The organism is Janthinobacterium amylolyticum (genome assembly GCF_051380655.1).
GTDB lineage: Bacteria > Pseudomonadota > Gammaproteobacteria > Burkholderiales > Burkholderiaceae_D > Janthinobacterium.
Genome location: NZ_JBNYXL010000002.1, coordinates 376,669 through 389,552, shown reverse-complemented (window position 1 = coordinate 389,552; position 12,884 = coordinate 376,669). Strand labels below are relative to the sequence as shown.

9 protein-coding genes and 2 tRNA genes are annotated in these 12,884 nt (G+C 65.6%); 9 read left to right on the top strand and 2 right to left on the bottom strand.

Features of this window, described 5'->3' with window-relative positions; translation table 11 throughout:
• The first annotated feature begins 242 nt into the window (after window positions 1-242).
• The 9 genes from ACQ4WR_RS05330 (at window position 243) to ACQ4WR_RS05290 (ending at window position 10,556) form a co-directional block, all read left to right on the top strand.
• Window positions 243-1,181 carry a peptidylprolyl isomerase gene (locus ACQ4WR_RS05330; protein WP_102298800.1) on the top strand — a complete coding sequence of 313 codons (939 nt, stop codon included), beginning with the start codon at window positions 243-245 and terminating at the stop codon, window positions 1,179-1,181.
• 119 nt (window positions 1,182-1,300) lie between these two features.
• A complete protein-coding gene (mutL, locus tag ACQ4WR_RS05325; protein ID WP_436485759.1) occupies window positions 1,301-3,211 on the top strand; it encodes a DNA mismatch repair endonuclease MutL in 1,911 nt (636 codons plus the stop codon).
• A gap of 113 nt (window positions 3,212-3,324) precedes the next feature.
• On the top strand, window positions 3,325-4,272 hold the full coding sequence (miaA, locus tag ACQ4WR_RS05320; protein WP_102298803.1) for a tRNA (adenosine(37)-N6)-dimethylallyltransferase MiaA: 948 nt from the start codon (window positions 3,325-3,327) through the stop codon (window positions 4,270-4,272).
• Window positions 4,273-4,363: 91 nt separating this feature from the next.
• Window positions 4,364-4,440: transfer RNA gene (locus ACQ4WR_RS05315), tRNA-Met, on the top strand.
• A 60-nt stretch (window positions 4,441-4,500) separates the two neighbouring features.
• Window positions 4,501-4,577: transfer RNA gene (locus tag ACQ4WR_RS05310), tRNA-Met, on the top strand.
• Between the two features lie 190 nt (window positions 4,578-4,767).
• A complete protein-coding gene (locus ACQ4WR_RS05305; protein WP_102298804.1) occupies window positions 4,768-5,295 on the top strand; it encodes a sigma-70 family RNA polymerase sigma factor in 528 nt (175 codons plus the stop codon).
• Window positions 5,292-6,290 carry a FecR family protein gene (locus tag ACQ4WR_RS05300; protein WP_436485756.1) on the top strand — a complete coding sequence of 333 codons (999 nt, stop codon included), beginning with the start codon at window positions 5,292-5,294 and terminating at the stop codon, window positions 6,288-6,290. Before ACQ4WR_RS05305 ends, ACQ4WR_RS05300 begins: the two co-directional genes overlap by 4 nt.
• A 79-nt stretch (window positions 6,291-6,369) precedes the next feature.
• Window positions 6,370-8,850: a TonB-dependent siderophore receptor gene (locus ACQ4WR_RS05295; RefSeq protein ID WP_436485754.1), complete on the top strand. Its 2,481-nt coding sequence runs from the start codon at window positions 6,370-6,372 to the stop codon at window positions 8,848-8,850.
• A 119-nt stretch (window positions 8,851-8,969) separates the two neighbouring features.
• Window positions 8,970-10,556 (top strand): histidine phosphatase family protein, encoded by a 1,587-nt coding sequence (locus tag ACQ4WR_RS05290; protein WP_436485752.1) that lies wholly within the window; start codon window positions 8,970-8,972, stop codon window positions 10,554-10,556.
• A gap of 54 nt (window positions 10,557-10,610) precedes the next feature.
• Here ACQ4WR_RS05290 and ACQ4WR_RS05285 read toward each other — a convergent pair whose 3' ends face one another.
• Together ACQ4WR_RS05285 and ACQ4WR_RS05280 are read right to left on the bottom strand one after the other, a co-directional pair.
• Window positions 10,611-11,909 carry an MFS transporter gene (locus ACQ4WR_RS05285; RefSeq protein WP_436485750.1) on the bottom strand — a complete coding sequence of 433 codons (1,299 nt, stop codon included), beginning with the start codon at window positions 11,907-11,909 and terminating at the stop codon, window positions 10,611-10,613.
• Window positions 11,910-12,514: 605 nt separating this feature from the next.
• Entirely contained in the window at window positions 12,515-12,859 is a 345-nt protein-coding gene (locus tag ACQ4WR_RS05280) for a thioredoxin family protein (RefSeq protein ID WP_374755235.1), read from the bottom strand.
• Between the last annotated feature and the right edge of the window lie 25 nt (window positions 12,860-12,884).

The following is a 12,884-nucleotide window of genomic DNA, read 5'->3' as shown; positions in this document are numbered from 1 at the left end:
TTCCCTAAAGGTAGCGGCGGAATCATACACCACCCGGCCAGCGCAACGGCAGTCCCCACGCCGATATTTTGTGATTAATTATGCGGCGCCCGTGCGGCCGTGGCGTTTTAAGGAAAGGTTAAGGAATGCCTTCGTCGCCACCGGCTGCGGAGCATGACAATACGCAAGGTTTTTTCATCGAAACATTATCAATCTGATATACACTTTCTGACCGGCACAACCCGCGCCGACCAGGAGAGACCATGTATCTGCATCGACTGAACGGCCTGACCATGGCCGCCGTACTGGGCTTGGCCCAGCTGCCCGCCCACGCGGCGCCCATCCGGATCAAGGCGCCCGCCGAGCTGCCCGCCAAGGCCAGCGTCGCCGACGCCATCAAGGCATCGAAACCATCGGACTGGCGCGCGCTGGACCCGGACAACACCCTGTACCTGGAAATCCCTGCCGGCCGCGTGGTGATGGAGCTGGCGCCCGAATTCGCCCCCCAACACGTGGCCAACATCAAGGCGCTGGTGGCCGAACAGTATTACGACGGCCTGGCCATCAACCGCGTCCAGGATAACTGGGTGGCGCAGTGGGGCGATCCGAACGAGAAAAACCCGAAACCGATCCAGCACGCCCGGCGCACCCTGCCCGGCGAATTCACGGTGCCCCTGAAAAACGTCAGCAGCTTCACGCGCCTGCCGGACGTGGACGGCTACGCGCCGCAAGTGGGCCATTCGAACGGTTTCCCTTCCGCGCGCGACCCGAAAACCGGCACGGCCTGGCTCACGCATTGCTACGCCACCGTGGGCGTGGGCCGCGACAATGCCAGCGACAGCGGCGGCGGCACGGAACTGTATGCCGTCATCGGCCAGTCGCCGCGCCACCTGGACCGCGACATCACCGTCATCGGCCGGGTCGTCGCCGGCATGCCGCTGCTGTCCACCCTGCCGCGCGGCACGGCGCCCATGGGCTTCTATGACAGCCCCGAAAAAAGCGTGCCGATCAAGGCCATCCGCCTGGCCGCCGACGTGCCGCCCGAGCAGCGCGCCAAGCTGGAAGTGATGCGCACGGACAGCGCCGCCTACCAGGCCGTGCTGGAAGCGCAGCGCAACCGCGGCGGCCCGTGGAGCAAGGTGGCGGCCGGACATATCGACGTGTGCAGCGCGGCGATTCCCGTGCGGGAGGCGGGGAAGTAAGCCGAACCGAAGTCCAAGTTCCGGGGCCGTACCCTGAGGGTACGACCCCAGCCTTTCGTTTTGGGTTTCAGGCATCAGCACAGCAGCGCCTCCCCTTGCGAACCCGCTATAATCTGGGGATGAACGCTCCCATCACGCCCCGCCGCCCGATCCAGGCCCTGCCTGACCAGTTGATTTCGCAAATCGCCGCCGGCGAGGTGGTCGAGCGGCCGTCTGCCGTGGTCAAGGAGCTGCTGGAAAACGCCCTCGACTCGGGCGCCACGCAGATCACGGTGCGCCTGGAAGAAGGCGGCGTGAAACGCATCGCCATCACGGACAACGGACGCGGCATCGACAAGGAACAGTTGCCGCTGGCCCTGGCGCGCCATGCCACCTCGAAAATCGCTTCCTTGCACGACCTGGAAAACGTCGGCACCCTGGGTTTCCGTGGCGAGGCGCTGGCCTCCATCGCGTCGGTGGCCGCCGTTACGCTGACCTCGCGCACGATGGACGCGGCCCATGCGTGGGAAATCGTCGGCTCGCACAACGGCAGCGTCTCGCCTTCGTCGGGCGCGCACGGCACCACGGTGGACGTGCAGGACCTGTATTTCAATACGCCGGCGCGGCGCAAATTCCTCAAATCCGAGCAGACGGAATACGGCCACTGCGCCGAAGTCGTGCGCCGCATCGCGCTGGCGCGGCCGGACGTGTCGTTTTCGCTGTCGCACAACGGCCGCACCATCGACCAGTGGAATATCAGCGAACTGGCCAGGCGCAGCGCGCACATCCTCGGCAACGACTTCGCCGAAGCACGCCTGGCGCTGGACGAATCGGCCGGCAGCCTGCGCCTGCACGGCTTTGCCGGCTTGCCAACGGCCTCCAAGGCCCGCGCCGACGGCCAGTTCTTCTATGTGAACGGGCGCTTCGTGCGCGACAAGCTGCTGGTGCACGCCGTGCGCATGGCCTACCAGGACGTGCTGCATGGCGACCGTTTTCCATCGTACGTGCTGGCGCTCGACCTCGACCCGGCCCTGGTCGACGTCAACGTGCACCCGTCGAAGATCGAAGTGCGCTTCCGCGACAGCCGCTCCGTGCACCAGTTCGTTTTCCACGCGGTGCAGCGCGCACTGGCGCAAACCTCGGCCACGGCCTTCGGCAGCGTGCCGGCGCCCTTGCCTGCCGCCGCCACCCTGAGCGGTGACAGCGCCGGTGCGGGTTTGGGTGGACCCGGCATCTGGCGCCGCGAACAGACGCAAACGTCGTTCGGCGCCCAGTTTACAAACACCTACGCCCCCGCCTCCCCCGGCGCGGCGCGGCCCTTCTTTGCCGATGCACCGGGCGTGGCGCAGGACACGGGAGCCTATGGCGCCCTGTTCGGCGGCAGCGGCGCGGCCAGTTCGCCGATCACGCAGGTGGAACCGTATATCGCCTCGCCCGAAGCCATGGCGCGCGAAGAATATCCGCTGGGCTTTGCCCTGGCCCAGCTGCATGGCATCTATATATTGGCGCAAAACACCAAGGGCCTGGTGCTGGTCGACATGCATGCGGCGCACGAACGCATCCTGTACGAACAGCTGAAAAACGCGCTGCAGGCGCAGGTCTCGGGCCAGGACATGCAGGTGCAGGCCTTGCTGATCCCCGTCACTTTCTATGCAGACGCCATTGAAGTATCGACGGCGAATGAAAACCAGGACACCTTAAAAGCGCTGGGCTTCGATATCGCCGCCCTGTCGCCCACGACGCTGGCCGTGCGCAGCGTGCCGACCCTGCTGAAAAACGCCGACGCGCAAACCCTGGCGCGCGACGTGCTGCGCGACGTGCGCGAATACGGCGGTTCGCGCGTGCTGATCGAGCGCCAGAACGAATTGCTGGGCACCCTGGCCTGCCACACGGCCGTGCGCGCCAACCGCATCCTGTCGGTACAGGAAATGAACGCCCTGCTGCGCCAGATGGAGAGCACGGAACGCGCCGACCAGTGCAACCACGGCCGGCCCACGTGGGTGCAGGTCGAGATCAATGCGCTCGACAAATTATTCCTGCGCGGCCAATAGACAGTAGGGACAGTAGGTCGGATTAGCGCAGCGTAATCCGACACTGCAGCGGCGGCATCACGTCGGATTACGCTTGTGCTAATCCGACCTACGCATCACCTTAAAGAATCAATATGCTAAACACCCCACACCTCCCCCTGGCCGTCGCCATCATGGGTCCCACGGCCAGCGGCAAGACGGCCAGCGCGCTGGCCATCGCCCAGGCCATCCCGTCCGAGATCATCTCCGTCGATTCCGCCCTCGTCTACCGTGGCATGGATATCGGCACGGCCAAGCCGTCGAAGGAAGAACTGGCCCAGGTACCGCATCACCTGATCGACATCATCGACCCGCTCGATGCGTATTCCGTGGCGCAGTTCCGCAACGACACCTTGCGCCTGGTGAGCGAGATCTCCGCGCGCGGCAAGCTGCCGCTGCTGGTCGGCGGCACCATGCTGTACTTCAAGGGCCTGGCCGATGGCCTCGACGATTTGCCGGGCGCCGATCCCGTGCTGCGCGCCCGGCTGGAAGAAGACGCGGCCGCCATCGGCTGGCCTGCCATGCATGCGCGCCTGGCCCAGCAGGATCCCATCACGGCGGCGCGCCTGGCGCCGCAGGACGCGCAACGCATCGGCCGCGCGCTGGAAATCATCGCCCTGTCCGGCCAGCCCATGTCGGCCCTGCTGGACCGCCGCGAAAAGACCGTGCTGCCATTCCAGCTGCAGTCGTTCGCACTGGAGCCGTCGGACCGCGCCGTGCTGCACGCGCGCATCGCCACGCGCTTCGACGTGATGCTGAAAAACGACGCGCTGCTCGATGAAGTGGATGGGTTGCGCAGGCGCGGCGACCTGCATCCGGGCTTGCCCTCGATGCGCTGCGTCGGCTACCGCCAGGCCTGGGATTACCTGGACGGACGCATCGACCGCGCCGCCTTGCGCGAGACGGGCATCATCGCCACGCGCCAGCTGGCCAAGCGCCAACTCACCTGGTTGCGCTCGATGCCTGAACGCATCGTCATCGACTGCCTGGGCCCTGACCCGGCCGCGACCATGCTGGCGCAAATCCAGCCATTGCTAAAGTAACCACCACCGATGCGCGCGCAGAAAAATCCGCACATTTTTTTGCGCCAGCATTGACAAGGAAATCGGAAGACTGGATAATGCTCGGCTGTTGGGTGATATAGCTCAGTTGGTTAGAGCACAGCATTCATAATGCTGGGGTCGGTGGTTCAAGTCCACCTATCACCACCAAAGAACATCGATCAGTTTTTTTACTGGTCAAAACCAGCATCCGGTCTGACCGGTCTGTTTGGTGATATAGCTCAGTTGGTTAGAGCACAGCATTCATAATGCTGGGGTCGGTGGTTCAAGTCCACCTATCACCACCAAGAATCTGCAGGATGAACAACCCGCCCTTGCCTTGCGCAGCGGCGGGTTTTTTCATTTCCGGCTACCACTTCACCGCCCCATTGCGGCCTCTACGCAACACCTGCCCGCGCCACATGCAATCGGGGATTGTCGCAAGCGGCCCCTGCCGCTTACAATGAGAATAATTCTCATTTATATTATTCATCGCCCATGTCCACCATCCAGCCCAGCCTGCAACAGCAAGTGCAGTCGCTCTACAGCGATCACCACGGCTGGCTGGTGGGCTGGCTGCGCAAAAAGCTCAGCTGCCCGCATGGCGCGGCCGACCTGGCGCAAGACACGTTTTTGCGCATCATCACCTCGCGCGACGCCCTGTTCGGCATGCGCGAGCCGCGCGCCTACCTGTCGACGACGGCCAAGCGTTTGCTGCTCGACCGCGCGCGCCGGCAAGTGCTGGAACGCGCCTACCTGGCGGAACTGGCGCTGCTGGCCGACAGCCTGCCCGGCGCGCCCTCGCCGGACGAGGTGCTGATGGCCGTGCAGGCGCTCGAGCAAATCGCCGGTGCGCTGGCCGGCCTCTGCGTCAAGGCGCGAGACGCTTTTCTGCTGCATTACCTGGAAGAGCTGCCGCAGGCAGCCGTCGCCGCGCAGCTGAACGTCTCCACGCGCATGGTGCAGAAATACCTGGTGCAGGCCTTGCTGGCCTGCCGCCACGCTTGCCCGGGCATGGCGGCATGATGCGCGCGCGCCCGGATATCGTGGCCGAACAGGCCGCCCACTGGATCGTGCAGCTGAGTGCAGACGACCCGGCCGAGCGCGAACAGGCGCGGGCCGGCTACGCCGCATGGAAGGCGGCCGACCCGCTGCATGCGACGACGGCGGCCGGCATGGAAAACCTGCTGGGCCAGTTGCACGCCGTGCGCGAACCTGCCGGCGGCGACCATCGTCCCGCGCGCGCCGCCCTGGCCGCCATCGCGCCGCAGCGCCGGCGCCTGCGCCGGCTGGCCGCCGCCAGCGTCGTGGCCATGCTGGTGCTGGGCACCGCCATGGTCGCCAGCGAGCGCCCCGCGTATCTGCTGGCCGACCTGCGCAGCCCGACGGGAGCATGGCGCACGCATACCCTGGCCGACGGCAGCCGCCTGACCCTGGGCAGCCACAGCGCCGTCAACGTGCATTTCAGCGCCGGCGAGCGGCATGTGGAACTGGTGCGTGGCGACATCCTCGTCGATGTGGCCAAGGATGCACAGCGCCCCTTCATCGTCGACAGCGGCCAGGCGGCGATCCGCGCGCTGGGCACGCGCTTCACGGTGCGCCGGGATGGCGACGCCACGATACTGAACATGCTGGAATCAAAGGTCTCCGCGCAGGTGCCGCGGCACCCGGCCAGCATCGTGCAGGCAGGCCAGCGCGCGCGCATCACGCACGACGGCGTGGGCACACTGACCGCCATCGATGCGGCCAGCGTACAGGAAGCGTGGCGCGCGCACCAGCTGGTGGTCGACGACTTGCCGCTGGCCGAAGTGCTCGACGAACTGGCGCGCCACCGCCCCGGCCAGCTGCATTACGACCGCGCGCAGATCGCCGGCATCCGCGTGGCGGCCGTGCTGCCGCTGGACGACACGGACAAGGCGCTGCAGCTGTTGATCGACAATTTCCCGCAGCTGCGCATCCGCATGCTGACGCGCTACCTGGTGATGGTCGACGCGCCAGACCCTGGCACAGCAAAAAAATAAATCTTTTTTGCGTTCGCGGTTCCACTTTGTGCTTCTCGTGCGTCAAGGCAGCTGAGATCATTCAAAAAAGGCTGTCACCATGTACGCTCCCGCCGTTCCCGTTTCGTCCCCGAACACCTTGCGCACGCGTTTGCGCCCGCTGGCCCTGGCCGCCCTGCTGCTGGCCAGCGCCGGCATGCACGCCCATGCAGTGGCGCAAACGGCGCCCGCCAGCACCAGCTACAGCATCCCCGCCGGTCCGCTGGCCGGCGCCCTGAACCGCTATGCGCAGCAGGCGGGCGTATCCATCGTCATCGATGCCGCCAAGGTGCAAGGCTTGCAAAGCGCAGGACTGCAAGGCAGCTATGCCATCGACGACGGCTTCGCCGCGCTGCTGCGCGGCAGCGGCTACGCCATCGGCAAGACGCCGACCGGCTATGTGCTGGTGGCCGCGCCGGCCACCGCACCCACGGCGGCGGCCGCCTCCGCATCGGCTGCCGAGCGCACCATGCCGTCGATCACCGTCGTCGGCCAGCTGGAACAAGGCGCCACCACGGAAGGCAGCGGCTCCTACACGGCGCGCAAGCTCACCATCGGCAAGGGGGAGCAAGCGATGAAGGACATTCCGCAATCGGTGAGCGTGCTGACGCGCCAGCGCCTGGACGACCAGGGCATCACGGACTTGCGTGAAGCCGTCAACAACGTCACCGGCGTGGTCGGCGTGCATGGCGTGGGCCCGGGCGTGGTGATCACGGCGCGCGGCTTCCAGATCGATCAATGGCAGTACGATGGCGTGCCGATCGACCGCAATACCTATGCGCTGGGGAACTGGGGCCAGGAAAACATGGTCATCTACGACCGCCTGGAAGTGCTGCGCGGCGCCTCCGGCATGCTCGTCGGCACAGGCAGCCCCGGCGGCTCCGTCAACCTGGTGCGCAAACGCCCGCTGGCCACGCGCGCGATCACGCTGACGGGGCGCGCCGGCTCCTGGGACCACTACGGCGCCCAGGTCGACATCAGCGCGCCGCTGAATGCGCAAGGCACCCTGCGCGGGCGCGCCATCGTCGACGAAGACGACAGCCACTCCTTCATCGACCAGGTATGGAGCAAGAACCGCACCCTGTACGCGGCGCTCGACTACGACCTGGCGCCCGCCACCACCGTGGGCCTGGCCGCCAGCCATGTCAAGGCCCACGGCCGCCCCACCTTCATCGGCCTGCCCCGCTACGTCGATGGCAGCGCGCTGCCACTGCCACGCTCGACCTTCACCGGTGCCGACTGGAACCGCAGCCAGGTGGAGCAGAGCACCGTCTATCTGGACCTGGAACACCACTTCAATACGCAGTGGAGCCTGAAGGCCTCGGCGCTGGGCATGAATGAAACCACCAGCTCGACACACCAGCGCGTCGCCTTTGAAATCAATCCCGACGGCAGCGGCGCGCGCTATGGCGACTTTTCCACCGATTTCGACAACCGCAAGCGCGGCATTGACGCCTTCGTGCGCGGCAAATTCAACGGCCTGGGCATCGCGCAGGAAGTGGTCGTCGGCGCCAGCTATGTCAGCCTCACGTCGAACGACCGCTATGCGCGCGCGTGGGAAACGGGCGCCGACATCTTCAACATCAAGCACAATCGGCCGTGGCAGGATTTCGACACCATCGCCGCGCGCCCGACGGGCGTGACCAGCTACAGCACCTACGACATGCGCCAGAAAGGCCTGTACGCCACCTGGAATGGCCAGCTTACAAGCGAGCTGAAAGTGCTGCTGGGCGGGCGTTTCAGCTGGTACGACTTCCTGTATGCCACGCCGGACGGCTACCGCGATGCCACCCGCACCTCGGCCAAGTTCACGCCATCGGTGGGCCTGATCCATGCATTGACGCCGCAATGGTCGGCCTACGCCAGCTATGCGGACGTGTTCCAGCCGCAGACCAACCACGATGTGGCAGGCCGCACCCTCAAGCCGATCACGGGCAGCAGCTACGAGGGCGGCATCAAGGGCGAACTGGCGGAGGGCAAGGTCAATACCTCGCTGGCCGTGTTCCGCTATGAGCACAAGGACCGCGCCGTCACCGACTACGCCGCCGGTTTCGCCTGCGACGGCTGGTACTGCTCGCGCGCCTCGGGCAAGGTGCGCAGCCAGGGCCTGGAAGCGGAAGTGTCGGGTGAAGTGGCAAGCGGCCTGCAGCTGTCGGCCGGCTACGCCTACACGACGACGACCTACCTCGACGATCCTGACAACAAGGGCCAGGTCTTTTCGACGTGGACGCCGAAGCACATGCTGCGCCTGTGGTCCAGCTATACCCTGCCCGGGGATTGGAACAAGTTCAGCGTGGGCGCCGGCGCCAGCCTGCAAAGCCATACCGTCGATACCGAACGCACCTTCAAGGTGGCCGGCTTCTCGATCTGGAATGCGCGCCTGGGCTGGCAAGCCACGCCGCAAGTGGCCCTGTCCGTCAACGTCAACAACCTGTTCGACAAGCGCTACATCATTCCGTCCTACAACACCACCGGGTCGAACAACTATTACGGCGACCCGCGCAACGTGCAGTTCACCTTGAAGTACACGCCGAAGTGGTAGGCTGACACGCAGCGCTGACGGCACGGGCGGGCACGGCATTCAGCCGTGCCCGCTTTTTTTTCGTTCAGTGCTAGGCTTGCAACCGAGAATTATTCACCACGAATCACCACGAAAAAACCATGCTTCCACCGCTTCCCCTGTCCAGCCTTGCGCTGGCCCTGGCCCTGTGCGCCAGCCCCGCGCTTGCCGCCGATGGCTATTACCAGACCAAGACGCCGTATGCGCCGCAGCAGGACCCGGCCACGTATGCCGCGCCGCCAGCCGGTTTCCAGCCGATTTTCACGCAGCTGGTGGCGCGCCACGGCGCACGCGGATTGACCAGCATGAAAAACGACGCGGCCCTGTATGCGATGTGGCAACAAGCAGCTGCGCAGGATGGACTCACGCCCTTGGGGCGCGAACTGGGCCCCGACATCCTGGCGCTGATGCGGGCAAATGCCTTGCTCGGTTATGGCGTGGCCGGCATCGAGACGCCCGGCTACGGCAACCTGTCGCAGACGGGCATCAGCGAACACCGGCAGCTGGCCGCGCGCCTGCTGGCGCGCCTGCCTGCCCTGTTCGCGCAAGTGGCACAGGAGGGAGTGGAGGGGGCGACGGCGCCGCGCCAGCTCGTCGTCATCCACTCGGGCGTGGACCGCGCGCGCGACAGTGCCCGCTTCTTCACGCAATCGCTGCTGGAACACGCGCCGGCGCTGGCGCCGCTGCTGGCCATGCCGCCCGCACCGGCGCCGTATCCGCAGGGACGCGCCGCCGGGGTGCCGCCGATACCGCAGCCCGACGGCGTCAACCGCTTCCTGCTGTACGCGCACAAGCTGGCGCCGCAGACGGACCTGGTCACCGACACGGCAGATCCGTATTACGCCCCTTACGGCGCCAGCCAGGCATACCAGCGCCATATCCGCACCAAGGGCCTGCATGCGCTGATGGACGCACCTGCCAGGCTGCCGGCGGCCACCGCGCATGCGCGCCATGTGCTCGAACGCCTGTTTACGCCCGCCTTCCTGGCCCGCTTCGAACAGGGCGCCAGCTATGCGGACACGGGCAGCCATACTTTCACCAGCGCGGACGGCAAGCTGACGCGCACCCTGACGGGCAGCGGCAAGACCGTCATCCGCAGCATGAACGTGGCCGCCACGAAACTGTATGAACTGTATGCGATCAGCGCCGGCATGCGGCATGAAGCGCCGGCCGATTTCAGCCGCTACATGCCCATCGAGGATGCGCGCTACTACGCCTCGGTCGCCGACCACGAGGATTTTTACCAGAAGGGGCCGGCGACCACGGCCAGCGCAGGCGTGACGTGGCGCTTCGCGCTGGCCTTGCGCGACGATTTTTTCCAGGAGGTCGACGCGCTGGCCAAGGGTGATCTACGCCATGCGGCCAAGCTGCGCTTCACCCACGCCGAGATGATCATTCCGCTGGCCTCGGCCCTGGGCTTGCCGGGAACGTCGATGGCCTTGCCGGCGGCGACGCCCTACAGCTACGCCAGCAATCCGTGGCGTGGCGCGCAGGTATCGCCGCTGGCGGCCAACATGCAATGGGATGTGTACCGCAACGGCGAGGGCCGGCTGATCGTGCGCCTGCTGTACAACGAAAGGGAAACGCCGTTCCAGGCCGCGTGCGACGGCGCGCGCATCGCGCCAGGCAGCGTGTACTACGACTATGCGGGCCTGAAAGCCTGCTACGGCCACGTGGCGGCGCCGTAGGCAAAAAAAAACCTCCAGCTGGGCTGGCGGCTTTCGTTCATCGGGCAACAGCAATTACTGCCAGGCTTCCTTGCCCGCGCGTGGCTTGCCCACCATCAGCAAGGCACCCAGGGTCAGCACGGCGGCCAGCGACAAATAATAGCCCACGTATTGCAAGCCGTAATTCGTCGCCAGCCAGGTGGCGATGTACGGTGCCAGCGAGGCGCCCAGGATGCCCGCCAGGTTGAACGTCAGCGAGGCGCCCGTGTAGCGCACTTCGGGTGGGAACAGCTCGGACAGCATGGTGCCCAGCGGTCCGTAGGTCATGCCCATCAGGCCCAGGCCGACGGCCATGAAGAGCGTCACTTCCCACGTCACGCCCGAGCCGAACATGGGCGCAAGCACCAGGCCGAAGATGGCGATGGCGACGGAAACCCAGATCATGGTGGCGCGGCGGCCACGGCGGTCGGCCAGCACGGCCGAAAACGGGATCGTCAGGGCAAAGAACAGCACGGCAAACAGCTGCACGATGAGGAATTCCTTGCGCGTGAAGCCCAGCTTGGTCGTGCCCCAGCTCAGTGCGAACACCGTCATCAGGTAGAACAGCACGAAGGTGGCCAGGGCGATGATGGTGCCCAGGAACAGCATGCGGCCATGCTGGCGGAACACGGTGGCCACCGGCAGTTTGACGACTTCGTTCTTGTCGATGACTTTCTGGAAGTCCGGCGTTTCCGTGATCTTCAGGCGCACATACAGGCCGACGATGACCAGCAGCGCGCTGGCCAGGAACGGGATGCGCCAGCCATAGCTGAAGAACTGCTCGTCGGTCATGGTTTCGCTCAGCAGCAGGAAGATGCCGCCCGACAGGAAGAAGCCGATCGGCGCACCCAGCTGCGGGAACATGCCATACCAGGCGCGCTTGCCCGGTGGCGCGTTCTCGGTGGCCAGCAGCACCGCGCCGCCCCACTCGCCGCCCAGGCCCAGGCCCTGGCCGAAACGGCACAGCGCCAGCAGCAGCGGCGCCAGGGTGCCGATGGCGGCATACGTGGGCAGCAGGCCGATGATGACGGTGGAAATACCCATGGTCAGCAAGGCTGCCACCAGGGTGGCCTTGCGGCCGATGCGGTCGCCGAAGTGGCCGAACACGGCCGAGCCGATGGGGCGGGCGAAGAAGGCGATGGCGAACGTGGCCAGCGACTGCAGCACGGCGGCCGACGGGTCGCCGGCGGGGAAGAACAGTTTCGGGAACACCAGCACGGCGGCGGTGGCGTAGATATAGAAGTCAAAGAACTCGATGGTGGTGCCGATCAGGCTGGCGAACAGCACCGTGCCGGGGGAATTTTTCTTGGGGGGGGTGCTCCGGGGCTTACTCATTTACTGCGCTCCTTGGGGAGGGTGTCTAAAGGCCATTCTCTGGATGTTTTTTCAGGCAGCAGCACAGCACGTTGTCTCCGTGTCGTTCGCATATCATAGCCTTGCGCGCGGGCATTTGCCGCGCATTTGCTATTAAATTTGCAAACAAAAAACAACGGTCTTTATTGCCGTAGCGAACTACTGGCAACGCGCGCCAACGCGCCGTGATCCGTGCTGAATTAGAGAAACAACGGTCGTGCGCCATCCGGTTACCCGGGGCACGGCAGGAAAGGCGTCAGGGGATGGGCGACGTGTATCAGGCCCGGCGTATCGCCAGGCATTCCGTACCAGACCCGCGCGTCGGCATCGCGGCATCGGTCATTTGTGGTGAATCCTTGCCTGCGGCCCCTCCGGGTGGAGCGGGCCGGCGATGATCGCGCTGCATCACGAAGGATGCTGTTGATCTTGCTGTAAGCGGCTTATGATACGCGCAGTGCTGCGGTGCGGCAAGAAATTGTGGACAACTGCCGGGGTCAGACCCGGCAGGTCTGACCCCGGGTTATGCGGCAATCAGCGCAAATGTCCTTGAAGTACAAACCCCAACAGCAAGGACTGGGGTCGGACCCTCAGGGTCCGACCCCGGCATCTGCCGCTGGGTGAAGCAGGCTGAACGCCTTGCCGATCTCCGCGCTGTCGAGCGGGCGCACGAGGCGCGCCACTTCCTGGCCGTCTTTCAGGAAAACCAGGGTCGGCCACAGTTTCACCTTGAACGAACGCCCCAGGGCGCGGCCGGGGCCGTCTTCGACGCGCAGGTGCGGCACGCCGGGATGCTGCGCGAAGGCGGCGGCCAGCGGCGCCTGGGTGGCGCGGCAATGGCCGCACCAGCCGGTGCCAAATTCCAGCAGGGCCGGGCCCGTCAAGGCATCGATCTCGGCGCGCGTGGGTTGCGCCACGGAATAGGTATCGGTCATCATTGTCTGTCTCCTCAATATAAAA

Coding starts and splice junctions, on each gene's coding strand:
- ACQ4WR_RS05300 (WP_436485756.1), top strand. CDS start 5,292: ATGATGCGCGCGCGCCCGGATATCGTGGCCGAACAGGCCGCCCACTGG.
- ACQ4WR_RS05290 (WP_436485752.1), top strand. CDS start 8,970: ATGCTTCCACCGCTTCCCCTGTCCAGCCTTGCGCTGGCCCTGGCCCTG.
- ACQ4WR_RS05305 (WP_102298804.1), top strand. CDS start 4,768: ATGTCCACCATCCAGCCCAGCCTGCAACAGCAAGTGCAGTCGCTCTAC.
- ACQ4WR_RS05285 (WP_436485750.1), bottom strand. CDS start 11,909: ATGAGTAAGCCCCGGAGCACCCCCCCCAAGAAAAATTCCCCCGGCACG.
- ACQ4WR_RS05295 (WP_436485754.1), top strand. CDS start 6,370: ATGTACGCTCCCGCCGTTCCCGTTTCGTCCCCGAACACCTTGCGCACG.
- ACQ4WR_RS05330 (WP_102298800.1), top strand. CDS start 243: ATGTATCTGCATCGACTGAACGGCCTGACCATGGCCGCCGTACTGGGC.
- miaA (WP_102298803.1), top strand. CDS start 3,325: ATGCTAAACACCCCACACCTCCCCCTGGCCGTCGCCATCATGGGTCCC.
- mutL (WP_436485759.1), top strand. CDS start 1,301: ATGAACGCTCCCATCACGCCCCGCCGCCCGATCCAGGCCCTGCCTGAC.
- ACQ4WR_RS05280 (WP_374755235.1), bottom strand. CDS start 12,859: ATGACCGATACCTATTCCGTGGCGCAACCCACGCGCGCCGAGATCGAT.